General features: G+C 74.9%; 19 protein-coding genes and 1 riboswitch. Of the genes, 7 read left to right on the top strand and 12 right to left on the bottom strand.

Going from position 1 to position 22129, the window contains the following annotated elements; translation table 11 throughout:
- Window positions 1–59: 59 nt before the first annotated feature.
- Both ABZW10_RS07200 and ABZW10_RS07195 read right to left on the bottom strand, forming a co-directional pair.
- Window positions 60–815: an MgtC/SapB family protein gene (locus ABZW10_RS07200; RefSeq protein WP_355361241.1), complete on the bottom strand. Its 756-nt coding sequence runs from the start codon at window positions 813–815 to the stop codon at window positions 60–62.
- A 330-nt stretch (window positions 816–1145) separates the two neighbouring features.
- A riboswitch (M-box (ykoK) riboswitch) is annotated at window positions 1146–1322 on the bottom strand.
- Between the two features lie 189 nt (window positions 1323–1511).
- Window positions 1512–2399 carry a peptidase gene (locus ABZW10_RS07195; protein ID WP_355361239.1) on the bottom strand — a complete coding sequence of 296 codons (888 nt, stop codon included), beginning with the start codon at window positions 2397–2399 and terminating at the stop codon, window positions 1512–1514.
- 291 nt (window positions 2400–2690) lie between these two features.
- On the opposite strand from ABZW10_RS07195, the gene ABZW10_RS07190 reads away from it, so the two are divergent.
- The 6 genes from ABZW10_RS07190 to ABZW10_RS07165 all read left to right on the top strand — a co-directional run bounded on the left by ABZW10_RS07190 (window position 2691) and on the right by ABZW10_RS07165 (window position 9888).
- On the top strand, window positions 2691–4559 hold the full coding sequence (locus tag ABZW10_RS07190) for a prolyl oligopeptidase family serine peptidase (protein ID WP_355361237.1): 1869 nt from the start codon (window positions 2691–2693) through the stop codon (window positions 4557–4559).
- A complete protein-coding gene (locus tag ABZW10_RS07185; RefSeq protein WP_355361235.1) occupies window positions 4556–4717 on the top strand; it encodes a hypothetical protein in 162 nt (53 codons plus the stop codon). Before ABZW10_RS07190 ends, ABZW10_RS07185 begins: the two co-directional genes overlap by 4 nt.
- 79 nt (window positions 4718–4796) lie before the next feature.
- Window positions 4797–6728: a RiPP maturation radical SAM C-methyltransferase gene (locus tag ABZW10_RS07180; protein WP_355361233.1), complete on the top strand. Its 1932-nt coding sequence runs from the start codon at window positions 4797–4799 to the stop codon at window positions 6726–6728.
- Window positions 6709–7389 carry a DUF5825 family protein gene (locus ABZW10_RS07175; protein ID WP_355361231.1) on the top strand — a complete coding sequence of 227 codons (681 nt, stop codon included), beginning with the start codon at window positions 6709–6711 and terminating at the stop codon, window positions 7387–7389. The genes ABZW10_RS07180 and ABZW10_RS07175 overlap by 20 nt, the downstream gene beginning before the upstream one ends.
- 50 nt (window positions 7390–7439) lie before the next feature.
- Window positions 7440–8639: a cytochrome P450 gene (locus tag ABZW10_RS07170; protein WP_355361229.1), complete on the top strand. Its 1200-nt coding sequence runs from the start codon at window positions 7440–7442 to the stop codon at window positions 8637–8639.
- A gap of 19 nt (window positions 8640–8658) precedes the next feature.
- Window positions 8659–9888 carry an MFS transporter gene (locus tag ABZW10_RS07165; protein WP_355361227.1) on the top strand — a complete coding sequence of 410 codons (1230 nt, stop codon included), beginning with the start codon at window positions 8659–8661 and terminating at the stop codon, window positions 9886–9888.
- A 112-nt stretch (window positions 9889–10000) separates the two neighbouring features.
- Here ABZW10_RS07165 and ABZW10_RS07160 read toward each other — a convergent pair whose 3' ends face one another.
- Window positions 10001–12028: an acyltransferase domain-containing protein gene (locus ABZW10_RS07160; protein WP_355361225.1), complete on the bottom strand. Its 2028-nt coding sequence runs from the start codon at window positions 12026–12028 to the stop codon at window positions 10001–10003.
- 183 nt (window positions 12029–12211) lie between these two features.
- Between ABZW10_RS07160 and ABZW10_RS07155 the strand changes: the two genes are divergently transcribed.
- Window positions 12212–13210 carry a zinc-binding dehydrogenase gene (locus tag ABZW10_RS07155; RefSeq protein WP_355361223.1) on the top strand — a complete coding sequence of 333 codons (999 nt, stop codon included), beginning with the start codon at window positions 12212–12214 and terminating at the stop codon, window positions 13208–13210.
- A 21-nt stretch (window positions 13211–13231) separates the two neighbouring features.
- Here the strand turns inward: ABZW10_RS07155 and ABZW10_RS07150 are convergent, their stop codons facing one another.
- The 9 genes from ABZW10_RS07150 to ABZW10_RS07110 form a co-directional block, all read right to left on the bottom strand.
- On the bottom strand, window positions 13232–14170 hold the full coding sequence (locus ABZW10_RS07150) for an alpha/beta hydrolase (RefSeq protein ID WP_355361221.1): 939 nt from the start codon (window positions 14168–14170) through the stop codon (window positions 13232–13234).
- On the bottom strand, window positions 14170–14874 hold the full coding sequence (gene fabG, locus ABZW10_RS07145; RefSeq protein ID WP_355361219.1) for a 3-oxoacyl-ACP reductase FabG: 705 nt from the start codon (window positions 14872–14874) through the stop codon (window positions 14170–14172). Before fabG ends, ABZW10_RS07150 begins: the two co-directional genes overlap by 1 nt.
- 72 nt (window positions 14875–14946) lie before the next feature.
- Window positions 14947–16182, bottom strand: coding sequence for a beta-ketoacyl-[acyl-carrier-protein] synthase family protein (locus tag ABZW10_RS07140; protein ID WP_355361217.1), 1236 nt, complete (start codon window positions 16180–16182; stop codon window positions 14947–14949).
- On the bottom strand, window positions 16179–16421 hold the full coding sequence (locus ABZW10_RS07135; RefSeq protein WP_355361215.1) for an acyl carrier protein: 243 nt from the start codon (window positions 16419–16421) through the stop codon (window positions 16179–16181). Before ABZW10_RS07135 ends, ABZW10_RS07140 begins: the two co-directional genes overlap by 4 nt.
- A 70-nt stretch (window positions 16422–16491) precedes the next feature.
- Complete coding sequence (locus tag ABZW10_RS07130) at window positions 16492–17532, bottom strand: beta-ketoacyl-ACP synthase III (protein WP_355361213.1); 1041 nt, start codon at window positions 17530–17532, stop codon at window positions 16492–16494.
- Window positions 17529–19121: an FAD-dependent oxidoreductase gene (locus tag ABZW10_RS07125; RefSeq protein ID WP_355361211.1), complete on the bottom strand. Its 1593-nt coding sequence runs from the start codon at window positions 19119–19121 to the stop codon at window positions 17529–17531. Before ABZW10_RS07125 ends, ABZW10_RS07130 begins: the two co-directional genes overlap by 4 nt.
- The gene (locus ABZW10_RS07120; RefSeq protein WP_355361209.1) at window positions 19118–20203 is read right to left on the bottom strand and encodes a ketoacyl-ACP synthase III family protein; all 1086 of its coding nucleotides are present in this window, start codon (window positions 20201–20203) and stop codon (window positions 19118–19120) included. Before ABZW10_RS07120 ends, ABZW10_RS07125 begins: the two co-directional genes overlap by 4 nt.
- 1 nt (window position 20204) lies before the next feature.
- Entirely contained in the window at window positions 20205–20891 is a 687-nt protein-coding gene (locus ABZW10_RS07115) for an HAD family phosphatase (protein WP_355361207.1), read from the bottom strand.
- Window positions 20888–21928: an AfsA-related hotdog domain-containing protein gene (locus ABZW10_RS07110; RefSeq protein ID WP_355361205.1), complete on the bottom strand. Its 1041-nt coding sequence runs from the start codon at window positions 21926–21928 to the stop codon at window positions 20888–20890. Before ABZW10_RS07110 ends, ABZW10_RS07115 begins: the two co-directional genes overlap by 4 nt.
- Window positions 21929–22129: the final 201 nt, after the last annotated feature.

The following is a 22129-nucleotide window of genomic DNA, read 5'->3' as shown; positions in this document are numbered from 1 at the left end:
CCTCCTTCTGACGTCTGATCTGCTGTGGTTCGGGTGGTGCCGGTGGTGCGGTGCTGTCCTCAGGCGAGTGCGGACTGCTCGGTGCGGTCGTGCTCGTCCTCCAGGTGCCAGTGCAGGTCGCGCACGCCCGGTTCCAGCGAGAGCCGGGTGACGACCTGTTCGAGCGCCGGGGCGACCTGTCCGGTGATGGCGACGGTGGCGCGCAGGCTGGTGATCTCGCCGCTGTCGGTGCGGCGGGCCCGCAGGCCGGTGGGCGCGAGGCCGGAGGCGGCGAGGGCCTGCAGGAGCAGGGCGCGGATGTGGGTCTCGGACTTGCGGTCGCAGGCCAGGTGGATGGTGGCGCGGGTGGCGGAGTCGGGGTCGCTGCCGGACTGCGGGGCACGGTCGAGCAGCCGGCCGGCCGGGCGCAGGACCAGGTGGACGGCGAGCACGGTCAGGGTGCCGAGGGCGGCGAGCTCCAGCTTGCCGGAGCCGGCGAGCACTCCGACGGCGGCCGAACACCACAGCGTGGCGGCGGTGTTGAGACCGCGGACGCCGGCGCCGTCGCGCAGGATGACGCCACCGCCGAGGAAGCCGATGCCGGAGACGACGTAGGAGGCGACCCTGGTGGGGCTGCTGGGGTCGCCGACGGCCTCGCTGTAGAGGACGAACAGGGTGGCGCCGGCGGCGACCAGGGCGTTGGTGCGCAGGCCGGCCATCCGGGCCCGCCATTGGCGTTCGACGCCGATCAGCGCGCCGCAGGCGACGCCGGTGGCGAGGCGGAGGAGGAAGTCGACGGTCGGGACGATCATCGGTGTGGCGTTGGCGGCGGTCATGACGGGCCTCCCGGCCCCCGGAAGCGGGGGAGGTCAGGGGGCGCGCGGCAGCAGGTCCCCCCGAGGGCGGGCGCGCCGCGACGCGCCGCGACGGCCCGGGAGCCGATGAGGGCATGGCGGAGCCGAGGCGGCGGCGTGCGGTGCGGCGCCGGAATCGTGTGCGGGGAGAACGGTTACCGCGTGCCGGAGGTGAACGAGGGCAGGCGGGTGCAGGGGCGACTGTGGCCCGGACTACTGCAATCCATGTCTCTCGCCTCCTCCCGGCCGGACGCACCCTCACGGTGCGTGTCATCGACGCGGCAAGGAGTTCGCCGGCGCGCGACAGCGGCCGGCTCACCCCAACTCGTCAGAGCTTTGGCACTCCACGGCGTAATCCGGCCCACCGGCCGGAAGCCACTTGGGATCAACCCTTAACCCGGGAAGACCTGTCCTGAACCTGGGCGTCTCTCGACGTCGTCGGGTCAGTGGCCTGTGTCCGTGAAGACGCCTCACCGAACGAGGTGCCTCTTCAAACCTCGAAAAGCATAGACCCTCGCCCGCGCCATACTTGCGTTCTTGGTAGAACCTTTGCCTTGGCGTGCGGGGAGGTGCCGGCCGCCGCCGCCGGGTTCGGCGGCGGAACGCGCCCGCGCCGCCGGGTCGGTGGGGCCCGGCGGCGGGGGTGGCACCGCGCGTGCGGTCGGTGCCGGGGGGCGATCAGGCGTGCTGCGCCCCGTTGAAGACGTTGTAGGCGTCGTCGCGGTAGTAGGAACTCACCGCCCACCACTTGCCCTGCCAGCTGTAGCCCGTCACGAAGTCGCCGGTCTGCACGGCCGAACCGTCGGTCTGGTCGTAGTTCACGAAGAACGGTCCGCCGCTGGAACCTCCGCTCAGGCCGTTGCAGTTGTCGATCAGCGCGGTGGACGGCTGCTCGGGGCCGGCCACCGGCTGGCCGCCGCACCAGAGCATGTGCTCCTGGGCGGCCGGGGTCTTCCCGGGGATGCCGATGATGTGCGCGTAGTTGTTGATGGGCTGGTTGAAGCCGATGCCGGTGGCCCCGACGACGTCCGCGATGTGCCGGCCGTTGAGGGTGTTCAGCACGATGAAGGCGATGTCGCCCTGCGGGGCGGGAGCGTCCACCCAGCCGGCCGACCGCCAGGACCACCAGCCGTAGGGGGCGTTGCCCGCGTCGTAGCCGGGCGCGAACTTGAAGTCGCTGCCGCCCTCGACGCAGTGCCGGGCGGTGGCGATGACGTCGCGGTTGGCGCTGGAGACGACGTTGGCGGTGCACACGCCGCCGCCGGTGAGCAGGCGCCCGGTGGTGACCCAGACGCTGGCCTTGGCGAGCGAGGGCGCGCCGGACGTCGGGGCGACGGCGGGTTCGGTCGCGTGGATCTTCAGTGGCCGGCCGTCGAGGGAGCTCCGCGTCTCGGGTGTCCAGGTGGTGGTGGCGGCGTTCGCCGGGTTGATCAGGACGTGGGTGCCGCCGCCGACCCGTTCGATCGGCCCGGCGCTCTTGGCCGGTGCGGCGGACGAGACCGGTGCGACCAGGCCGGCGGCTGCCACCGAGACCACGACTGCCGCGAGGAGACCGCGCATGCGCATGGGTGTCCCCTTCCTTCCTCTGCTGGGGGATGTGCTGTCCCGGCCAGTCTGGAAGCGGCATGTCCACGGCGCGTCGACGCCGTGTCAACGGCCGCGTCGGCGTCCGCTGCCCCCCGGTGTTCACGTCAACCGTCTTTCGGCCAACCGTGCGAAAGGTCTGGTCGTGGGCACGACATCCCCCTAGAGTGACCGCGACCTTCCGCAAGTGTCCTTTTCTTCACGCCAGTTCACTGGCCCTCGAGATGTTCGGCGCAGCCTGTTCCCATCATCGAGCCGGAAAGGGCCGGGCCAGTGACACAGGCGTTCCAGTCCCCCGGCTTCGCCGCGCTGGCGGCCGGCCGCGCGGTCGAGACCCGGCTCGTCGACGACTGCTGGCAGGCGGTGGCCTGGGACCTGGGCACGGGGCGGCGCCGGGTGGTCACCGACCGGCCGGGGGGCGTCCACCTGAGCGAGATCGAGCCGGACGGCGACGCCATCTGGTGGTTCGACGCCGACGCGGCGGGGGAGGGGCGGTGGCGCCGCGAGCCGTTCGCGGGCGGTGAGCCGGGGGGTGAGCCGGGCGGTGAGCGGGGCGGTGAGGCGCTGCACGGTGTGCCCCGCGGGCGGCCGTACGGCGTGGCCTTCGACCGGACGGGCGCGCTCGCCGCGGTGGCCGTCGGCGTCGACGGCGTCTCGCACTGCTACGTCGGACCGCCCGCCGGCGAGGCCCGGCCGGTCGGCTCGGCACCGGGGTACCTGAGCCTGGCCGACCTGTCGCCGGACGGCCGGCTGCTCGCCCTCGGCGGGCGGCCCGACGGGGAGGACGCGGTGGTCCTGTGGCCGACGGAGGCCCGCCCGCACGCCCGGGCGGACGCTCCGCCGCGGCTCGCCGGAAGCCGCCGCCTGCGGCTCTGGCCGATCGAGTTCAACCCGCTCGCGGTACGGGAGCCGGAGCTGCTGCTGGTGGTCGAGCAGGACGAGCGGTACGCCGTCGCGACCTGGCGGGCGGGCGAGGGCCTGCGCCGCTACCCGGGACTGTCGTTCGACACGGAGATCTCGGCGGGCTGGTACCGGGGGCCGCGCGGGGTGCTGATCCAGCACGAGCGGGCCGGGCGGAGCCGCCTCCTCCTCGCCGACCTCGATCCGCCGGCGGGCCGGGGAACGCCGGAGCGCGAACCGTCCGCCCGGGAGCTGCGCACCCCCGGCGGCACGATCCACGACCTGTCCTGCGCCCCCGACGGCACCCTGCACTGCGTCTGGAGCCGGGAGTCGACACCGCCCCGCCCGCTGGTCCTCGGCCCCGGTGCGGAGACGGCGGACGACTGCGCCCCGGACCGGGACGGCACCTCCCGCACCCGGCGCTGGACTCCCCGGCCGTACGGGCGGATCCACAGCTTCGTCAGCACCCCGGCGGGCCCGGGCCCGTGGCCGACCCTCTTCCTGGTGCACGGCGGCCCCGCCACCCACGACCGGGACTCCTACGACCCCCGGGTGAACGCCCTGGTCGGCGAGGGCTACGCGGTGGTGCGCACCAACTACCGCGGCTCCACCGGCTACGGCGCCCGCTGGCAGCACGAGTACGGCCACCGGGTCGGACTGGCGCAGATCGAGGACCTGGCCGCCGTGCGCGCGGAGCTGGTCGCCGACGGCACGGCGCTCGCGGAGCGCACCGGCCTGTGCGGATTCTCGTGGGGCGGCTACCTGACCCTGCTGGCGCTGGGCGCGCAGCCGGAGCTGTGGTCGCTCGGCCTAGCCGCCCAGCCGATCGCGGACTACCCGGCGGCCTACCGCGGCACCACCCCCGCGCTGCGCGAACTCGACCGGCAGCTGTTCGGCGGCACCCCGGAGGAGGTGCCCGAGCGCTACCGCGCGGCCGACCCGCGGTCCTACGTGCACCAGGTCCGCGCGCCCGTCCTGCTGGTCGCCTCGCGGACCGACGAGCGCTGCCCGCCCGACCAGGTGGCCCGGTACGCCGCGGACCTGCGCCGGCTGGCGGTGCCGCACGAACTGCTCTGGGTGGACGGCGGCCACTACAGCCGCCGGACCGCCGACCACCGGTCGGTGCTGGCCACGATGGTCCGGTTCGCCGGGCGCGCCTGGCCGGCACCGGCCCCCAGGACACCCCGCGGCGATCGCCCCGGGGGACCCGCCGAACCGGTGGAAGGAGGTGAACAGCCATGAAGCGTCGCAGCATTCAGAACGACCCGATCAGCACCCCGGAGCGTGACCGGGGCGCCGTGGTGGTCCAGAACTTCGCGCTCGACATCACCAAGGCCGCAGCGGTCGCGCCTGCCCTCAAGGGGCAGCCGAAGCCGAAGAAGGCACCCGAGGGCAAGTGACCCTCCGTCGCTCCGGGGCGCCCGCGGTGCCCCGGAGCGACACCTCGCCCACCGCCCGCGGACAACAGAAGTGGCCATCATGCGTATCGTCCTGCTGCACATGCCCTGGGGCGCGATCGACGTGCCGTCGCTGGCGCTCGGGATCCTGCACACCGCCGCCGCACGCGCCGGCCATCGGGTCGAGGTGCGGTACGCCAACCTGGACTTCGTCGACTGGGCGGCCGGGAACGCGGGCTTCGGCGCGGACGACTACCAGTACTTCTCCGAGAAGTCCTACTTCCAGGGCGCGGGCGACTGGGCGTTCGCCGGCGCGCTGTACGGCGAGGGCGAGGGCGAGAGCGAGGGCGACGGCGACGGCGAGGGCGGCGCGGACGGCGACGAGTCCGCGGGCTACTTCGCGTACCTGGCGGCCAACGGCGCGAGCGAGCGCGAGATCGCCCTGACCCGGGCCACCCGCGCCCTCGCCCCCGCGTTCATCGCCCGGCTGGTCGAGGAGATCGCCGCCGACCCGCCGGACCTGGTCGGCTTCACCACCACCTTCCAGCAGAACACGGCGAGCCTCGCCGCCGCACGGCTGCTCAAGCAGCGCTGTCCGCGGGTGCGCACGGTGTTCGGCGGCGCGAACTGCGACGGCCCGCAGGGCGCCGCACTGCACCGCAACTTCCCCTTCCTGGACTACGTGGTGCGCGGCGAGGGCGAGGCCGCCTTCCCGGCGCTCCTGGAGGGCGGCGACCTCTCCGCCGTGCCCGGGCTGTGCTGGCGCGACGACTCCGGGACGTCGACGGCCAACGCGATGACGACGCGTCCGCTGCCGCCCGCGGCCATCCTGGCGCCCCGCTACGACGGCTTCTACGAGCGGCTCGACGCCTCCGTCGCGGCCGGCTGGGTCGATCCCAAGCTGGTCCTCGAAGGCTCCCGCGGCTGCTGGTGGGGCGAGAAGCACCACTGCACCTTCTGCGGGCTCAACGGCTCCTCGATGGAGTTCCGCTCCAAGCCGCCCGCGGACTTCCTCGCCGAGGTGCTCACGCTCGCCGAACGCCACCGGCTGCTGGACGTCTACGTGGTCGACAACATCCTGGACATGGGCTACTTCGACACCGTCCTGAAGTCGCTGGCCGAGCTCCCGGTCGATCTGCGGCTGCACTTCGAGATCAAGGCCAATCTGCGCCGCCACCAGTTCCAGCTGCTCGGCGACTCGGGCGCGGCCCAGGTGCAGCCCGGCATCGAGAACCTCAGCACCCGGGTCCTGCGGATCATGGACAAGGGCGTGACGGGCTGCCAGAACGTCCGCGCGCTGCGGGACGCGCAGAGCGCCGGGGTCTCGGTGACCTGGAACTACCTCTACGGCTTCCCCGGCGAGCAGCCGGACGACTACGAGTCGGTGATCCGCCAGCTGCCGGTGCTGCACCACCTGGACCCGCCGACCGGAGCCGGACGGATCGCGATCGAGCGGTTCAGCCCGTACTTCGACCGCCCCGAGCTGGGCTTCGCGATCACCCGGCCGGCCTTCCAGTACCGGGCGACCTACCGCCTCCCGGAGAGCGAGCTGAACGACCTGGCCTACGTCTTCACCGCGCCGCCGCGCGGGATCGGCGGCGAGCTCGCGGAGCGGCTGAGCGCGGCGGTGGACACCTGGCTCGCCCGGTTCCCCGACAGCCGGCTCACCTACCGGGACGCGCACGGGCGGATCGTCCTGGTCAACACCCGGCCCGGGTTCGACTGGCGGGTGGTCGAGCTGACCGATCCGGTGGAACTCGCCGCCTTCCGGCTGCTGGCGCAGCCCCGCTCGGCCGCCGCGCTGGCGGCCAGGGTCCCCGGCGGCGCGGCGGCGGTCGAGCCGGTGCTGGAGCGCTTCACCGCGCTGGGCCTGCTGTTCCACGACGGGGACGGCTATCTGCAGGTCGCCGTCGAGTCCGACAACCAGGTGCTGATGCGGATGCGCCACCGGCACGGCCCCGCCGCCGCCCGTCCGCGGACCGAGGAGGTGCTCGATGCCGTCGCGACCGGCTGAGCGGACCGACGCCGCCGCCTGGCGCGCGGCCGCCCCGGAGGTCGAGCTCTGGCTCGACCACGACCCCGCCGCGAGGGCGCTGCCGGGCTACGCGCTCGGGCACCGCACCCTGTCCGGCCCGGCGCAGGAGGAGGTCACCGAGCTGCACCGGGCCGGGGTCCGCTGCCTGCGGCTGACCGCGCCGGTACGGCTCTGCGCGGACGCGCCGGCGGCCTCCGCGCGGGCGCTGATGCTGCTGCGCGAGGCGACCGGACAGGGGCTGGCCGTGCTCTGGCAGGCGGTCTGCACGGACGGCTGCGCGGCGCAGCGCCGGTTCCACCACCTGTACCCGCCCGAGCGGTTGACCGGCGACGGGGCCCCGCAGGACGTCCTCGCCGACTGGCGGGCCACGTACTACCCGAGCAAGTGCGTCGTCCGGCGCGGCCCCGGCTTCGTCGAGGTGCGCGACCGCCGGTTCGGGACACTGGAGCTGTTCACCATCGACGAGCCCGGCCACCTGGCACAGCTGGACGCGCTGGCGGAAGGCGTCGAGCTCGGGATGCTGCCGGAGGCCGTCCACCGGGACCTCGCCGGGGCCGGTCTGATCGCCGAACAGGCCGGGCGTGCCTGGTTCCTGCCCATGCGGGTGCGCCGCTGGCCCTTCCCGTCCCTGACCGTGTAACCGCCGGAGCCCCGAGCCCCGAGCCCGGAGCCCCAGTCCGAGGAGAGATCATGAGCACCGCGGTCGACGACGCCGCCGCCCGGATGTCCGCCTTCATCCGCGACCCCTACCCCACGCTCGCCCGGATCCGCGAGGCGGGCGCGGTCTCCGTCGTGGAGTTCGGCGAGGGCCTGCCGGTCTACCTGGTGACGCGCCACGACGACGTCCGCGCCGCGCTGATGGACCCCCGGTTCGGGCAGGACGTCCGCCGCAGCCAGGCCATCGCGAGCGGGCGGGGCTCCGCGCTGACGCTCGGCTCGGAGGTCGTCCACATGCTCAACAGCGACCCGCCGGACCACACCCGGCTGCGCCGCCAGATCCAGGGCGTCTTCACCCGTCGCCGGGTCGACCTGATGCGACCGCTGGTCGAGCGCATCGCCGGCGGCCTGCTGGACGGGCTGCGCGGGCGGGAGACCGCCGACCTGGTGACGGACTTCGCCTTCCCGCTGCCGATCATGGTCATCTGCGAGCTGCTGGGCTTCCCCCCGGAGGACATGCAGGCCTTCCGCACCTGGTCGACGGCGATCCTCACCCAGGGCGGCGAGCTGACGTTCCAGCAGGCCACGGCCGAACTGAACGACTACCTGCGGGAGCTGATGACGGCCCGGCGGGCGTCGCCGCGCGCGGACATCCTCACCGACCTGGTGCAGGCCAGTGACGCCGGCGAGCTCACCGAACAGGAGGTGTTCTCGATGGTCTTCCTGCTGCTGATCGGCGGTCACGAGACCACCGTCAACCTGCTCGGCACCGCCACCCTGGCCCTGCTCCACCACCCCGACCAGCTCGCCCGGCTGCGCGCCGACCCGGCGATGATGCCGGTCGCGATCGACGAGTTCCTGCGCTACGAGTCCCCGGTGAGCATGGCCACCCTGCGGTTCACCAACGCCGACGTGATGGTCGACGACGTGGAGATCCCGGCGGACGAACTGGTGCTGCTCTCGCTCGGCGCGGCCAACCGGGACCCGGCCCGCTTCACCGACCCGGACCGGCTGATCCTGGACCGGGGCGATCCGGGCCACCTGGCCTTCGGACAGGGGCTGCACCGCTGCCTCGGCTCCTTCCTCGGCAAGCTGGAGAGCGAGGTCGCGCTGACCGGCCTGCTGGAGCGCTTCGGAAGGATCGAGCTGGCCGCCGCGGAGGAGACCCTGCCCTGGCGCAACACCATCATGCTGCGCGGTCTGGAGTCGCTGCCGGTCTCGTTCGATGGCTAGCGGTGCGGAGGCGGGCCGCGTGGGGGGACTGGCGCGGTTCCGGCCCCGGATCGGCGTCGCGCCGCTGCGCTCGCGCGGCTACCGGCTGCTGGTGATCGGGCAGGCCACCTCGGAGTTCGGCAACGCCTTCCAGGTGGTCGCCCTGCCGCTGCTGGTCTACTCCCTCGCCGGAGGCGCCCGCCAACTGAGCCTGGTGGTCGCCGCCTACGGCGCGGGACGGCTGGCCGCCACCCCGCTCGGCGGGGTCCTCGCCGACCGGTTCGGCGCCTGGCGTGTGATGCTGGCCGCCGACCTCGGCCGGCTGCTCGCCACCGCCGGGCTGTGCGCGGTCGCCGCCGGCGGGCGGGCGGACTTCTGGCTGATCGGCGCGCTCGCGCTGCTGGTCGGCCTCGGGGCGGGAGTGTTCCTGCCGGCCGCCTGGGCGATCACCCCGACTCTGCTGCCCGCCGAGGACCTGCACGCGGGCAACGCGCTGAACAGTACGGTCACCTTCGGCGCCGGTCTGGTCGGTCCGGCGGTGGCCGGCCCGCTGGTTGCCTGGCTGAACCCGGCCGCCGCCCTGGGGCTGGACGCGGTGACCTTCGCCGTGTCGGCGGCGACGCTGCTGCTGATCGGTCGCGGCAGCAGCGTCGCCCCGCCCCGCCCGATCTCCGAACGGGCCTCCGTGCCGCGGAACTTCCGAAGTCTGCTGCGGGAGTCGCCGCTGCTGCGGGCCGTGCTGACGGTGACGGTGATCGCGAACCTGACGGTGGGCGGCGCCACCAGGGTCGCCCTGCCGACGCTGGCCACCGACGGATTCGCCGCCGGTGCCGTCGGGCTGGGCCTGCTGCTGGCCGCGTTCACCGGCGGTGCGCTGGTCGGCGGCCTGTTCGCGGCCGGCCTCACCGAGGTGCGCTCGCGGGGCCGCACGGCGATGCGCTCCGGCCTGGTGATGGGCGCGGCGATCGGGCTGGTGCCGTTCACCGGGCTGGCCGGTGCCGTACTGCTGCTCTGCCTGGCCGGCGGCGCCAGCACGGTGACCAACGTCCTGGTCGTCACCGGTGTGCAGAAGAGCACCCCGCCCGCGCTGCTCGCCCGGGTCATGGCGGCCATCACCTTCTGCGGGCTGGGGGTCTTCCCGCTCTCGGTGATCGCGGCCGGCGCGGCGGTGGACGCGTTCGGGAGCCGGGGGGTGTTCGCGACGACCGGGCTCTGCCTGCTGGGCGCCTTCGGGTACGCGCTGACCAGGCGTGAGATCCGCGAGCTGTGACGACGGCCGGGGCGGCCGAGGGCGGCCGGGAGGCCCGTGATGGAGCGCCTCGGTGCCACCGGCCGTTGCGAGGCCGGACTCGTGGCCGCCCGGCGCGGCGGGCGGCAGCGGGTCACCCGGGAAGGCCGTCCGCCGCGGCGAGCAGGTCGACGGGCAGGACCAGGGCGGGGCGGCGGTCGGCGACGGGGCCGAAGACGGCCGGCCAGTCCGGTTCGGCGCCCAGGGTGAAGAGCGTGGCGACGGCGGTGAGCAGGGTGGCCCGTTCGGGAAGGCCGGCGCGCAGCGCGTGGGCGAAGCCGCCCTCGGGGGCGGCCGTCCGCGCGAGGGCGCTGAGCACGGGCGCGGGCCCGAGTTCGAGGAAGGTGCGCACGCCGTGCTCCGCGAGCCAGCCGATCCCCTGGGCGAAGCGCACGGGACGCCGGATGTGCTCGACCCAGTAGCCGGGGTCGCCGAGCTCGTCGGCGCCCGCCGGACGGCCGGTGAGGTTGGAGACGACCGGGATCCGCGGGGCGCGGTAGTCCACGGCGCGCGCGGCGGCGCGGAACTCCTCCAGGATCCCGTCCATGTGGAGTGAGTGGAAGGCGTGGCTCACCCGCAGCCGGGTGGTCTTGACCCCCGTGGCGGCGAGCGCGGCGGCGACCGCCTCGGCCTGCTCCTGCTCGCCGGAGATCACCGTGGCGCCGGGCGAGTTGACGGCCGCGACGTCGACCCGGCCGCCGCCGTGCCGGCCGATCGCCTCGGCGACGGCGGCCTCGTCCGCGGCGATCGCGATCATCGCCCCGCCGGCCGGCGCGGACTGCATCAGCCGGGCGCGGGCCGCGACCAGTTCACAGGCGTCGTCGAGCGTGAACACCCCGGCGACATGGGCGGCGACCAGTTCGCCGAGGGAGTGGCCGATCACCTGGCCGGGGGCCAGCCCCCAGTCGGTGACCAGGCGGAACAGGGCCGTCTCCAGGGCGAACAGGGCGGGCTGCGCGTACCGGGTGAGGTGGAGCAGCGCGGCCGGTTCGGAGCCCTGGGGCGCGAACATCACCTCCAGCAGGGGCTGTTCGAGGTGCCGGTCGAAGCGGGCCGCGATCTCCTCGATCGCCGTGGCGAACACCGGGTACTCGGCGTGGAGTTCGCGGCCCATGCCGGGCCGCTGGCTGCCCTGGCCGGTGAACAGGAACGCCGTCGGCCCGGCACCGGCGAGGGCGGCCGGGACGGCGTTGGGCGCGAAGCCGTCCTCGGCGAGCGCCGTCAGGGCGGCCAGCGCCTCGCTGCGGTCGGTGGCGACGAGCGCGGCCCGGTGCGGCCGGGCGGCGCTCCCGGTCCCGCCGCCGGCGGAGGTCGCGGTCGCGAGTGCGAACGCCGCCGAGCCCAGGTCGAGTTCGGGGTGCTGCTCGACGTGGGTCCGCAGCCGAGCGGCCTGCCGGGCGAGCCCGGCGCCGTCCTCGGCGGACAGCACCCAGGGCAGCGCCGGCGGGGGAGAGGCGACGTACTCGGCGAGGACGCCGTGGAACAGGTCCAGGAACTCGGCGCGGTTGTCGCGGACGAAGAAGTGCCCGCCGTCGACCTCGTGCAGGCGGAAGCCGGAGGTCGTGCGCTGCGCCCAGCCGGTCATCCGGTCGCGGTGCACCAGCGGGTCGGCGGTGCCCGCGAACACGTGGATCGGGCACGGGAGCCGGGGGGCGGGATCGTCCCGGTGCGTGCGCCACACCGCCAGGTCGTCGCGGAGCGCGGTGGTCACGGAGTCGACCCAGTCGGGGTAGGCGAGCACCTCCCGCGGCATTCCGGTGATCTCCAGGACGAACTCGATGAGGGCGTCCTCGTCGAGATCCAGGGACTCCAGCGTGTGGGCCGCCTCCGGGGCCGGGAACGCGCCGACGAACAGCGCCTCGGGGGCGCGCAGGCCGCGGGCGGCGCGGCGGCGCACCAGCTCGTAGCCGACCAGGCCGCCGAGGCTGTGCCCGTACACCAGATGCGGGCCGGTCAGCAGCGGTGCGAGGCCCTCGTCGAGCCGGTCGACCAGTTCGTCCAGGTCCGCGGCCCGCGGCTCGCCGCCGCGGCCCGGCAGGTTGACCGGGACGACCTCCAGGTCCTCGCCGAGGCGGTGCTGCCACCCGGAGAACAGGGAGGCGTCGCCTCCTGCGTGGTGCAAGCAGACGAGTCGCATCGGAATCCCGGCCATCTCTATTCCCTCCTCGCGCTCGGACGCCTGGGATTCACTCTTTCGAAGGGCTCTAAAGCGCTGTACAAGGCATGGTCATGACTGCGTGTTTAAACTGGATCGAACACTTGGGATTCCCGGTCACCGGGGGAGTCCACCACCGAGGGGAGCACTATGCGCGCGGTCGGTTTCACCTCACCCGGCGGGCCCGAGGCACTGCGGGTCATGGACGTGCCCAGGCCGGCCCCGGGGCCGGGCCAGGTCCTGGTCGAAGTCGCCTACGCGGGTGTGAACTTCGCCGAGGTCTACCGCCGCCGCGGCTGGGCGCGGACCAACGGCGAGGCGGTGGTGCCCGGGCTGGAGGTCTCCGGGACGGTGGCCGGCTGGGGTGCGGGGGTCGGCGGGCTGTCGGTGGGCGACCCGGTGGCCGCGCTCACCCACGACCAGGCCGGGGCCAGTGGCGGATACGCGCAATTCGCGGTCGCGCCGGAGGAGTTGGTGTACCCGCTGCGCACCCCCGCCGGTGAGGTCGACCTGCTGGCGGCGGCCGCGCTGCCGTGCACCGTCACCACCGCTTACGGCCTGCTGGCGGCGGGCCGGCTCGCGCCCGGGGAGGACGTGCTGATCCACGCCGCACTCGGCGGCGTGGGCGGCACCGCGGCCCGGGTCGCCCGCCTGCTCGGGGCCCGGCGGGTGCTGGGCACGGTCGGGACGGCGGCCAAGCTCGACCGGCCCGAGGCCGCGCTCTACGACCGGCTCTACCTGCGTGAGGACCTCGACGGCTGGGCGCGGCCGGACGGCCCGGACGGCGGCTTCGACCTGATCCTCGACTCGATCGCGGGCCCGACCACCGAGGCGAGCCTGCGGGCGCTGCGCACCCTGGGCCGGGTGGTCGTCTACGGCAACCCGGGCGGCCACGGCGACACCCGGCTCTCCGCCCAGGAGCTCTGGCTCTCCTCGCGGGCCGTGGTCGGCTACAACCTGGGGGAGATCGCCGTTCGCGCCCCGCACCTGCTGCGCGAGCAGGCGCTGGCCGCCGCCGGTCTGCTGGCAGACCGGCGGCTGACCGTCGACATCGGCGAGGTCCTGCCGCTGGAGGCGGCCTGGGAGGCCCACCGCCTGCTGGAGAGCGGGGCCAGTGTCGGCAAGCTGGTGCTCCGCCTGGCGAACTGAGCCTCCCGCGGCGAGTATCCGCTAGTCCGCCGCGCGCAGCAGCTGTCCGATCCGCTCGGCGAAACCCCGGTTGGCCGCGGCGGCGGCCCCGCTCACCCGGTCCATGTAGAAGAAGCCGTGCATCAGCCCCTCGCCCCGGGACACGGTCACCGGGACGCCGGCGTCCCGCAGGCGCCCGGCGAGCGTCAGCGCCTCGTCGTGCAGCACGTCGAACTCCGCCAGCTGGAAGAGCGCCGGGGGTAGTCCGTCCACCAGCGGTGCCCGCGCCGGGGTGGCCTCGACCGGCGGATCGGCCAGCCGCTCGCCGAGGTACTGCGTCCAGAACCACTTGGCGTTGACGCGGGTGAGCGCGTACCCGTGGGCGTAGCGCCGGTACGAGGGCGTGTCGAAGTCCGCGTCCAGGGACGGGGTGATGACGGCGAGCGCCCGCAGCCGGCCCGGCCGCGTCCGGGCGAGGCCCACGGCGGCGCCGATGGCCAGCGCGCCGCCGGAGCTGTGCCCGCCCACGCCGATCCGCCCGGGGTCGGCGCCGAGTTCGGCCGCGTGCTCGACGGCCCAGGCCAGGGCTGCGGCGGCGTCCTCGTTGGGGAGCGGGAAGGGGTGCTCGGGGGCCGAGCGGCACTCGACGGCGAGCACCGCGACCTGCGCCGTGGCGGCGATCCGCCGCACCGGGGTGTCCTCCACCTCCAGGGAGTTGGCCACGAACCCGCCGCCCACCACGAACACCAGCAGCGGCAGGGCCTGTTCGGGCCGCGGGTGGTACAGCCGGGCGCGGATCGTCGTGCCGCCGGGGCCGGGTACGGCGATGTCCTTGACCTCGGCGACCTCCGGTCCCTCCAGCGCCACCTCCATCCAGCCGTCCACGGCGGTCCGCACCTCGGGGACCGTGAAGTCGTGGAAGTCGACCTCCCCCTCGGGCGCCGAGTCCAGGAACGCCCGCATCTCCTCGTGCAGTGCCATCAGTACCCCATTCCCAGTCCGCCGCTCACCGGCAGGACCGCGCCCGTGATGTACCGCGCCCGTTCGTCCGCGAGGAAGCGGACGGCCGCGGCGACCTCCTCGGCCGTGCCGGGGCGGCCCAGCGGCGTGGCCGCCAGCAGTTCCGCGCGCCGCGCCTCGGTGATCGCGGCGGCCATGTCCGTCTCGACCATGCCGGGCGCGACCACGTTGGCGGTGATCCCGCGCGGCCCCAACTCCCGTGCCAGCGAACGCGCCAGACCGATCAAGCCGGTCTTGGAGGCGGTGTAGTTGGCCTGCCCGGGCGCGCCCGCCATGCCGACGGCGGAGGAGATGAACACCATCGTCCCGCGCCGCCGGCCGAGCATGCCGAGCGCCGCCCGCCGGGCGACCCGGAAGGCGCCGGCGAGGTTGGTCTCCAGCACCGCCAGGAAGTCGTCGTCCGACAGCGTGAGCGACAACCCGTCACGGGTGATGCCCGCGTTGGCGACCAGCACCTCGACCGGGCCCTGCCGGGCCTCGACCGCGGTGAAGGCCTCCTCGACGGAACCGGCGTCCGTCACGTCGCAGCGCACCGCGAAGAACTTCCCCTCCGGTGGATCGGAGCGATGGGTGACGGCCACCTCGTCCCCCGCGTCCGCGAAGGCGTGGGCGATGGCGAGGCCGATGCCCCTGTTCCCACCTGTCACCAGTACCGAACGACTCACTGCTTCCTTCCCTCTCCGTGTTCCCTGCTCGGGGTCAGGGGCTGTCGTCGAACTCCCGCCGGGCGCGGACTGTCAGCCGCGCCCCAGGACCAGCACGCCGTTCTGTCCGCCGAAGCCGAAGGAGTTGCTCACGGCCACCTCCAGCGGCGCCTTCCGGGCCTCCTTCGCCACCACGTCGATCTCGATCCGGTGGTCCAGGCTCTCCAGGTTGGCGGTCGGCGGCACCAGGCCGTCCTCCAGCGCCAGCACCGTGTACACGGTCTCGATGGCGCCGGCCGCGCCGAGCGCGTGCCCGGTGACCCCCTTGGTGGAGGTGACGGCCGCCCGCTCGCCCAGCACCCGGCGCAGCACCCGGGCCTCCGTCACGTCGTTGAGCGGGGTGGACGAGCCGTGCGCGTTGACGTGGTCGACCTCGCCCGGGCCGACCCCGGCGTCGGCCAGGGCGGCGCGCAGGGCCCGCTCCGCCCCCTCGCCCTCGGGGTGCGGGGCCGACGGGTGGTGGGCGTCGGCGGAGGCTCCGTAGCCGAGCACCCGGGCCCGCACCCGGGCCCGGCGTGCCCTGGCGTCCTCCAGGCGCTCCAGCACCACCACGCCGGCGGCCTCGGCCACCACCATGCCGTCGCGGGCGGTGTCGAACGGCCGTGAGGCGGCGGCCGGGTCGTCGACGCGGCGGGAGAGCGCGCCCATCTGGGCGAGGCCCGCCATGGTCATGGGGGTGACCGGGGCGTCCGCGCCGCCGGCGATGACGACGTCGCAGGCTCCGGAGGCGAGCAGCTGGCGGGCGGTGCCGATGGCGGTCGGGCCGGAGGCGCAGGCGGTCGCGGTGACCAGGTTGGGCCCCCGGGCGCCGAGTTCGATCGCGAGGTAGGCCGCGATCATGTTGACCGGCGCCATCACCCACACCAGCGGGGAGATCCAGGCCGGTCCCTCCTCCAGGGTCCTGCGGTGCTCGGCCTCCAGGGTGCCCATGCCGCCCATCGAGGTGCCCAGGACGACGCCCACGCGGGCGCCGTCCCAGGTCGCCGGGTCGAGCCCGGCGTCGGCCACCGCCTCGCGCGCCGCCACCAGGGCGAGCTGGCTGACCCGGTCGAGCTTCCAGGCCTGGCCGGGCGCGAAGTGCTCGTCCGCCCGGTAGGCGGCGGCCCGGCAGGAGATGTCCACCGGGAGACCTGCGAGTTCCGGGTCCGTGGCGGCGGTCGGGGCGCCGGACAGCACGCGCTCCCAGTTGCCCGGCACGCCGAGCCCGGCCGGGGAGACCAGCCCCAGGCCGGTGACGGCGGTCTCCTGACGGGAGGTCGGTGCGCTCACTTGACCGCCGCCCCCTTGGACTCGATCAGCTCGACGATCTCGGCCACGGTGTGGGCGGAGGTGATCTCGTCCGGGGCGAGCGGCACGCCCAGCGCCTTCTGCAGGGTCAGCGTCAGCTCGACCGTGACCAGCGAGTCGATGCCCAGTTCGTTCAGGGTGCCGCCGGTCTCGATCCGGGCCGCCGGGACGCCGTAGCGGGAGGTCAGGATCGCGGTCAGGTCCTCGGTGATCTTGCTCATGTCGGTGACTCCTCGGTCGGAAGAACAGGTGCGGATGCGGGTGCGGTTCGGGGGAGCGGTGGCCGTGCGGTCAGGAGTCCGCCGGGGCCGGGGCGAGGCCGGGCCACTCGAAGGCGCCGGCGCCCCAGGTCGCGCCGCCGCCGTAGGCCGTGACCAGGACGTGGTCGCCCTTGGTCAGCCGCCCGGCGTCGACGGCGTCGGCGAGGGCGAGCGGGATCGAGGCGGCGGCGGTGTTGCCGACCCGGTCGATGTTGGCCACCAGGCGCTCGGTGGGCAGGTCGAGCTGCTCGGCGACGGCGTGCAGGATCCGCAGGTTGGCCTGGTGGCCCACCACGGCGTCGACGTCCTCGACGTCCCAGCCGACCCGGCCCAGGACCTCGCGCGAGGACTCCGTCATCTTCAGCACGGCCTCCCGGAAGGTCTCGCCGCCGATCATGCTGAAGTACCGGTCCCCGTCGGCGACGTCCGCGTCGGCGCCGGGACCGCGCAGCGGGCGGGCGGAGCCGCCGGCCCGGACGGTGATCAGGTCCGCCCTGGTGCCGTCGCTGCCGAGGCTCAGGTCGAGCAGGGCGCCGGGCTCCCCGTGCTCACCGGCCCGCAGCAGCACCGCCCCGGCACCGTCGCCGAAGACGGCGAGGGTGGTGCGGTCCCGCGGGTCCAGGAGGGTGGAGAAGGTGTCGGCGGCCACCACCAGCACGTGCTCGGCGAGCCCGGCGGCGATGTGCCCCTGCGCCGCGGCGAGCGCGTACAGGAACCCGCTGCACACCGCGTTGACGTCGTAGGCGGGGATGCCGCCGAGGCCCAGCCTGGCCGCGACGTCGGGAGCGGTGGCCGGGCAGGGCCGGTCCGGCGTGGTGGTCGCGAGGATCAGCAGGTCGGCGCCGGCCGGCCGGCCGCTGGTCGCGGCGGCCGAGGCCAGGGCCCGCCGGCCGGCCCGCTCCGCGAGGTCGCCGGTGGCGGTGCCGGGGTCGACGACATGGCGCTGCCGGATGCCGGTCCGGGTCCGGATCCACTCGTCGGAGGTGTCGAGGCGCTGGGCCAGTTCGTCGTTGGTCACCACCCGCGGGGGCAGTGCGGCCCCCACGCCGGCGAGGACGGCGGCACGGGTCATCGGGCACCTCCGGTCGGGGTCGGTTCCTGGGGACGGTCGGGCCGGTCGGGCCGGTCGGGCCGCACGCCCAGCCGGTGGAGGGCGCGGACGACGGCGTCCGGGTCCTCGGGCGGTACCGCGGCGGCCAGGTGGCCGTCCGGCCGGACCACCACCGCGAGCGGGCTGCTGCCGAGGGCGGCGCGCAGCCGCCGGCGCACCAGGGCGTCCGGTTCGACGACCGGGGCCAGTCCGGCGAGCTCCTTGAGCAGCCGCTCCTTGACGCGCTCCCAGTTGGCCGGGCGGGCGCGCCCCGGCCACAGCAGGACGCCGGGTTCGTCGCGGGCGATCAGCCGGCGCCCGTTCACCGGGGTGAGCGGCAGCGGCACCCGGTCGCCGGCCCGCAGGCCGGGCGCCTCGGAGCGGCTGGAGGCCGGGGTGTCGTAGCGGACGCCGAGCTGGCTCACCAGGGGGGTGATGCTGCGGCGCAGCAGTCCGGCGCGGTGGGCGAGGTGGAACAGGCCGTCCCGCAGCAGGATCCGCTTCGGGGTGCGGGCCATGCCCCACTTGGTCTGCGCGGTGGTGGTGCGGGCGACGAAGTGGGCGGCCGCCCGGCGCTCGTGGTCGTAGTGGTCGAGGACGTCCTCGTGCAGGCTGCCGTCGACGACGCCGGCGAGCCGCCAGCCGAGGTTGACGGCGTCCTGGATGCCGGTGTTCATGCCCTGGCCGCCGGCGGGGCTGGTGATGTGGGCGGCGTCGCCGGCCAGCAGGCAGCGGCCGACCCGGAAGGTGGCGGCGATCCGGCACCGGGCCCGGAAGACGGCGCTCCAGCGCAGCTCGCCGACCACGGGGTGCCCCGGGGCGCGGGCGTCGACGGCCTGCTGGAAGACCTCGCGGCCGGGCGGCGGGGTGCCGGGCTCCTGGTGGGGGACGGTGATGGCCAGTCGCCAGACACCCTCGCCGAACGGGCCGAGGGCGAGGCCGCCGTCGGGGGAGTAGCAGTAGTAGGTCAGGTCGTCGTCCGGCGCGCCGCTGACGGGGGCGTCGGCGACGGCGAAGCTGACGTCGACGACATCGCCGTCGAACTCCACGCCGAGCAGCTGCCGGGTGGTGCTGTGCGCGCCGTCCGCGCCGACCAGCCAGTCGCTGCGCAGGGTGCGGACGGTGCCGGCGTCGTCCTCCAGGGTGGCCAGCACGCTGCCGTCGGGCGACGTCCGGTCGAGGGCGGTGAGCCGCAGGCCGGACTCGACGGTGCCGCCGAGTTCGGCGAACCGGGCGCGCAGCGCCTCCTCGACGGTGTTCTGGGAGATGACCAGGGCGAAGGGGTAGCGGGTCGTACCGCCCATCGGGACCTCGCCGATCCGGCGGCCCCGGGAGTAGTAGCCGACGCCGGAGACCGGGTGGCCGTGGCCGATCAGGCGCCGGGTCACATCGGTGCGGTCGAGCAGTTCCATGATCCTCGGCCAGAGCACATTGGCCCGCGAGTGCCGGGTGAAGCGCCGCTCGGCGTCCACCAGGCGTACCCGCGCGCCGCGTTGCAGCAGCTCGCAGGCGGTCACCAGGCCGACCGGCCCGGCGCCGACGATCAGTACGTCGATGTGCGTCCCGCTCATCGGGTCTCCTCCTTCGCTCGGTCGGCGGGGGTCGGTGCGGGCCGGGTGCGGCGGGCCGTCAGGCGGGTCACCAGCACGCCGGAGTAGGCGAAGCCGGCGCCCGCGTTGAGCACCAGTCCGCTCTCGCCGGGGGCGAGCCGGTCGACCAGGTCGGCGATCCCGGCCAGGGCGTCGCCCGGTCCCAGGTGCCCGGTGCGGTGCCCGACGGACAGCGTCGGCGCGGTCGTCACCTCGGCGATCGCCGGCACCCAGGCCTGCCGGAGCGTCTTGGCGCCCAGGCGCGGCAGCACCACGTGGGCCGGCCGGTCGGCGTCGGCGGTGAGGCCGGCGTCGGCCAGACAGTCCCGGACGACCGCCTGGACCATCGCGCGGGTGGTCGTGGTGAAGGCGTCCAGGCCGTGCCGGCTCAGGTAGGACTTCTTCGCGCGCCGGATGTCCACCCGCTGGTCGGGCCACAACGGGGCGGGCCCGAAGGGGAGTTCGCCGCGGTGCAGCAGCTCCAGCCGCGGGGCGGAGTGCGTCACCAGCGCGCGCAGCCGGAACAGGTCGCGCCCCTCGTCCAGCGGTCCGACCAGGGCGGCGGTGGCGCTGTCGCCGTAGACCAGCGAGTAGTCCGCGTTCCAGCGGTCGAAGGCCGGGGGCGTGAAGCGGTCCGCGGTGGTCACCAGCGCCCGGTCCACCGCGGGGTCCGCGGCGATCCGGGTCGCGGCGACCTCCAGCGCGGCGACGGCACCGTTGCACACCTGCTGCACGCCGATGGGCTGGGCCCGCTCGGCGCCGAGCGCGGAGGCGAGGAAGTGCGGGGCGGACCACACGTCGTGGCCCTGGTGGTACATCCAGGAGTGGGCGATCAGCCCGAGGCCGTCGCTCGGCCAGCCGGCGTCGGCGAGGACGGTGCGGGCGGCCCGCAGCGCCATCTCGGGCGGTGCCTCGGCGGTGGCGACCGGGACCTCCCGGTAGCCGAGGTCCTCGACATCGTCCGGGTCGAGCCGGCCCTGCGCGAGGGCCTGCCGCGCGCTCTCGCGCGCCGGCGGGAAGTACGCCTCCACGGCGGCGATGCCCAGTTCGGTGGCGAGGCGCATCTCAGGCCCCCGGCGCGGACCGCGCCAGCCGCGGCTCGAGCCGGCGGATGGCCTGCTCGGCGTCGGTGAAGTGGACGGCCTGCCAGCCGGCGGCTCGGGCGCCCGCGCAGTTCTTCTCCAGGTCGTCGACCAGCACGCACCGGGCCGGGTCGACGCCAGCCCGTTCGGCGGCGAGCGCGAAGATCTCCGGCTCGGGCTTGCGGCTGCCCACCTCGAAGGACATCACCAGGTCGTCGAAGAGGCCCTCGGGCGGCACCATCCGGCGCCAGTGGACGTCCCAGGCGGGCGGCATGTTGGACAGCAGTCCGACGAAGACGCCGTCGCCGTGCGCGGCGCGCAGCCACCGCTCCCAGGCAGGGTTGCCGCTGCGGCCCCCGAACCAGCGGTCGGCGAAGCCGGAGAGGTCGGTGCGCACGCCGTACTCCTCGGCGAGCACCGCCTGGACCTCGGCGGCCCAGACGTCCTCGGTCACCAGGGGCGTGTCCAGCGGGCCCATCGGGTCGGTGCCGTAGCGCTCGCCGACGATCCGCATGGCGCCCTGGAACTGCTCGGGGGTCATGCCCTGGCGGGCGCAGAACACCGCGGTGTCCTCGGCGACCGGCGGGGTGAGCACGCCCCCGAAGTCGGTCCAGACGGCGGAGACGGTGCCGGCCGCGAGACCGGTGGCGGGGCTGTCGGGCGTCGTCATGCGTTCCTCCTGGCGGCGGTGACGGGCGCGTAGGTGATGCCGAGGTCGGCGATGGTCCGGTCGTGCTGGCGCACCTCGACGGGCACCGTGCCCTCCGCCGGCACCGTGTCCTCGGCAGCCGCCGTGTCCTCGACCCCCGCCGTGCCCGCGGGCGCCGTCGCGGCGCCGCCGCCGGGGGCTTCGGGGATGCTCAGCAGGACGGGCGCGTCGAGTTCGGCGAACCGGCTGAAGGTGCCGGTGAAGCCGGTCAGGGCGAGTCCGGCGGCGGGTGCGCCGGTGGCGCGGGCGTGCCGGGCGAAGCACAGTTGGCGGGCCGCGTCGGTGAGGATCAGCGCGGTGAAGTGGTCGTTGGGGTGGACGAAGAGCGTCGGGTGGCGCAGCGGGACGGCCAGTCGCGCCTCCCGTACCGGGGCCGTCGTGGAGAGGCCGGCGACGAGGACGTTCTCCGCCCGGGCGCGGCCGACCTCCGCGGGCGTCGCGGGGGAGCCGGCGGGCCGGTCGGGCAGCGCGTCCGACCGCGGTGGTGGTCCGCCGTACTGCAGCGTGCGCAGGGCCCGGTACTCCGTCGCGCCGGCGTAGACGACGCCGATGACGACCTCGCCGAGCTCCGCGCGGCCGGCGCTCAGGGCGATCCGCCAGCGCACCGAGCGGACGGTGCCGGCGCGCTGCACCTGGTTCTCCGCGGTGATGTGCAGGGTCAGCGCGCCGTCGCCGTCCTCGAACAGCCGCTGCGCGGCGGGACGGGTGCGGACCTCCCAGCCGGTCACCAGGAAGGCGGTGCTGAGCGGCAGTTCGAAGGCGGTGTGGGCGAGATAGCTCCCGGCCTGGCGGCAGGCCTCCAGCAGCAGCAGCGGATCGGCGCCCCGGGGATTGTCCGGAAGGTCGTTGTAGTAGGCGTGCCGGTGGGGCAGCCGGGCCGTTGCGGTGAATTCGTGTTCCCCGGTCGGCCGCGCGTCGACGAGGAAGACCTCCGTCCCGGCACCGCGGTGCACCAGCGCACCGATGTCGGCCGCCGGAAGAACGTTCCCTGCGGTCATCTGAAATGCCCCCCCTCGTGATCTGAGCTCGATGAAGCCGCGGGCACGACGACCCTCGCGAGTCGGTGGCGGCGCGGTGGACCCATGCTCGCAGCGGGCATGCAAGGGCCACTCAAGCCGCGGCCTAGGCGGTCCGGCGTCCGCGTCGCCACACACAACCGAAATGACGCGTTCACGCCGGGCGTCAAGTTCCGGCCAAAC

It is taken from the genome of Kitasatospora sp. NPDC004723 (assembly GCF_040609255.1).
Classification (GTDB): Bacteria; Actinomycetota; Actinomycetes; order Streptomycetales; family Streptomycetaceae; genus Kitasatospora.
The sequence above is the reverse complement of the archived record's forward strand: the minus strand, read 5'-3'. Positions and strand labels throughout refer to the sequence as shown.

Bases quoted from the DNA above. Each gene is read 5' to 3' on its own strand.
- ABZW10_RS07180 (WP_355361233.1), top strand. From the start codon at position 4,797: ATGCGTATCGTCCTGCTGCACATGCCCTGGGGCGCGATCGACGTGCCG.
- ABZW10_RS07125 (WP_355361211.1), bottom strand. From the start codon at position 19,121: ATGAGCGGGACGCACATCGACGTACTGATCGTCGGCGCCGGGCCGGTC.
- ABZW10_RS07195 (WP_355361239.1), bottom strand. From the start codon at position 2,399: ATGCGCATGCGCGGTCTCCTCGCGGCAGTCGTGGTCTCGGTGGCAGCC.
- ABZW10_RS07150 (WP_355361221.1), bottom strand. From the start codon at position 14,170: ATGGCACTGCACGAGGAGATGCGGGCGTTCCTGGACTCGGCGCCCGAG.
- ABZW10_RS07110 (WP_355361205.1), bottom strand. From the start codon at position 21,928: ATGACCGCAGGGAACGTTCTTCCGGCGGCCGACATCGGTGCGCTGGTG.
- ABZW10_RS07200 (WP_355361241.1), bottom strand. From the start codon at position 815: ATGACCGCCGCCAACGCCACACCGATGATCGTCCCGACCGTCGACTTC.
- ABZW10_RS07170 (WP_355361229.1), top strand. From the start codon at position 7,440: ATGAGCACCGCGGTCGACGACGCCGCCGCCCGGATGTCCGCCTTCATC.
- ABZW10_RS07130 (WP_355361213.1), bottom strand. From the start codon at position 17,532: ATGACCCGTGCCGCCGTCCTCGCCGGCGTGGGGGCCGCACTGCCCCCG.
- ABZW10_RS07135 (WP_355361215.1), bottom strand. From the start codon at position 16,421: ATGAGCAAGATCACCGAGGACCTGACCGCGATCCTGACCTCCCGCTAC.
- ABZW10_RS07120 (WP_355361209.1), bottom strand. From the start codon at position 20,203: ATGCGCCTCGCCACCGAACTGGGCATCGCCGCCGTGGAGGCGTACTTC.
- ABZW10_RS07175 (WP_355361231.1), top strand. From the start codon at position 6,709: ATGCCGTCGCGACCGGCTGAGCGGACCGACGCCGCCGCCTGGCGCGCG.
- ABZW10_RS07185 (WP_355361235.1), top strand. From the start codon at position 4,556: ATGAAGCGTCGCAGCATTCAGAACGACCCGATCAGCACCCCGGAGCGT.
- ABZW10_RS07115 (WP_355361207.1), bottom strand. From the start codon at position 20,891: ATGACGACGCCCGACAGCCCCGCCACCGGTCTCGCGGCCGGCACCGTC.
- ABZW10_RS07155 (WP_355361223.1), top strand. From the start codon at position 12,212: ATGCGCGCGGTCGGTTTCACCTCACCCGGCGGGCCCGAGGCACTGCGG.